Annotated in this window: 2 protein-coding genes; one reads left to right on the plus strand and one right to left on the minus strand. The window is 73.0% G+C overall.

What is annotated here, in order from left to right; all coding sequences use genetic code 11:
* Positions 1-31: 31 nt before the first annotated feature.
* Positions 32-676: a peptide deformylase gene (locus tag ACFTZL_RS44145; RefSeq protein WP_382596069.1), complete on the minus strand. Its 645-nt coding sequence runs from the start codon at positions 674-676 to the stop codon at positions 32-34.
* Between the two features lie 170 nt (positions 677-846).
* On the opposite strand from ACFTZL_RS44145, the gene ACFTZL_RS44150 reads away from it, so the two are divergent.
* On the plus strand, positions 847-2,234 hold a 1,388-nt coding region (locus ACFTZL_RS44150; RefSeq protein WP_382596072.1), incomplete at its 3' end, for a PepSY-associated TM helix domain-containing protein.

Consider the following 2,234-nt stretch of genomic DNA (forward strand, 5'->3'; position numbering starts at 1 on the left):
GCCCCGCAGGGCGCCTCCGGTTTTCTGTGCCCTACGGCAGCTCGAACCCGAGTGCCCGCGCGGCCTCCTCCGGCGTCGGCTGAGCCCAGCGCTCCGCCATCGCCAGGTTGGACGACAGTGAACGCGGCTCGGCCCGGTCCAGATACAGGAAGCCGTCGAGGTGGTCCGTCTCGTGCTGCACGATCCGTGCGGGCCAGCCGGAGAACACCTCGTCGAGCGCGCGCCCGTGCTCGTCCTGCCCGGTCAGCCGCACCTCGGCGTGGCGCGCCACCACCGCCTGCCAGCCCGGCACGCTCAGACAGCCCTCGAAGAACGCGGCCCGCGCGTCGCCGACGGGCTCGTAGGCGGGATTGACCAGCACCCGGAAGGGCTGCGGCACCCGCCCGCGGGCGAGACGCACCTCCTCCGGCACCGGAGCGGGGTCCTCGATCACCGCGATCCTGAGCGGCACACCGACCTGGGGCGCCGCCAGACCGACCCCCGGCGCCGCGCGCATGGTGACCCGCAGCGCCTCGACGAACCGAGCCAGCAGCGCGGGCTCCAGCTCACCGTCGTACGGCTCGGTGCCCCGCCGCAGCACCGGGTCCCCGGCCGCGACGATGGTCAACGGGACGCCGTCGGCGAGGAGTTCCTCGACCCGCTCGGCCAGCGGTGCGCGATCACTCGGAGTTCCCATCGCGTCAGGATGACACGGCACCCTCCCCGCTCGTGTGATGCACATCACATGCACTCGTCGGGAACTGAACGCCCCTCCGGCCCGACTACTGCACCGCAACGCCACCGCACCGCGAACGACCACGACCGCACCGCAACGGCCAAGAAGACGTCCCCCGGAGAAGCCCGCCGATGACCACCGCTCCCTCGACCACCACGGACGAGGCCCCGCAACCAGCCACCCCGGCACCCTCGAAGAGCAGCTGGGCCCCCTTGCGCCCGCTGGTCCTCCGTCTGCACTTCTACGCCGGGGTGCTGGTGGCGCCGTTCCTCCTCGTCGCCGCCGTCACCGGCCTGCTGTACGCCGCCTCCTTCGAGGCCGAGAAGATCGTGTACGACCATGAACTGACCGTCCCCGCCGGCGAGCGGAAGCTGCCGATCAGCGAGCAGGTGGCCGCCGCCCGCAAGGCCCACCCCGAGGGCACCATCTCGGCCGTACGCCCCTCACCCGAGGCGGACGCGACGACCAGGGTCATGCTGTCCGGCGTCCCGGGCGTCGACGAGGGCCACGCGCTCGCCGTGTTCGTCGACCCCTACACGGCGAAGGTGCGCGGCTCCCTCGAACAGTACGGCTCGACCGGCGCGCTGCCGCTGCGCACCTGGATCGACGAGTTCCACCGGGACCTCCACCTGGGCGAGACAGGGCGGCTGTACAGCGAGCTGGCGGCAAGCTGGCTGGGGGTGATCTCGGCCGGCGGGCTGGTGCTGTGGTTCTCCCGCCGCCGGGCCCTGCGCAAGGTGCGGGGGACGAACGGGCGGCGCCGCACGCTAGGACTGCACGGCAGCGTCGGCGTGTGGGCGGCGGCCGGGTTCTTCTTCCTCTCCGCGACCGGTCTCACCTGGTCGGCCTACGCCGGGGCCAACATCGACGAGCTGCGCACCTCGCTGGGCCACGCCACCCCGTCGGTGTCGGCGGCGGCGGGCGGTGAACACGCCGGCCACGGCTCCGCGGCCGGGCAGGCGGGAGACGCCGCGCACGGCGTGGGCCTGGACAAGGTCCTGGCGGCGGCGCGGGCCGAGGGGCTCGGCGACCCGGTGGAGATCGTGCCGCCGGCCGACGCGACATCGGCGTACGTCGTCAAGCAGGTACAGCGGAGCTGGCCCGAGAAGCAGGACTCCGTCGCGATCGACCCGGCCAGTGGCGAGGTCATGGACGTGCTGCGGTTCGCCGACTACCCCGTGCTCGCGAAGCTCACCCGGTGGGGCATCGACCTGCACACCGGCATCCTGTTCGGCCTGGCCAACCAGATCGTCCTGATGCTGCTCACGCTCTCCCTGATCCTGCTGATCGTGTGGGGCTACCGCATGTGGTGGCAGCGCGGGCGCGGCTCCGCCTTCGGCCGGCCGATCCCGCGCGGCGCCTGGCAGCAGGTACCGCCGCAGATCCTGGTCCCGCTGCTCGCCGGGGTAGCCGTGCTCGGCTACTTCCTGCCGCTGTTCGGCATCCCCCTGGCGGCCTTCCTCGCCGTCGACATCCTGCTGGGCGAGATCGCCTACCGGCGGGGGCGGCGGTCGTACGG

Origin of the sequence: Streptomyces sp. NPDC056948 (genome assembly GCF_042674225.1) — a bacterium.
Taxonomy (GTDB): Bacteria; Actinomycetota; Actinomycetes; order Streptomycetales; family Streptomycetaceae; genus Streptomyces; species Streptomyces purpurascens.

What these genes read in the sequence shown, in the direction of transcription:
- ACFTZL_RS44145 (WP_382596069.1), bottom strand. Translation starts at nt 676, where the DNA reads ATGGGAACTCCGAGTGATCGCGCACCGCTGGCCGAGCGGGTCGAGGAA.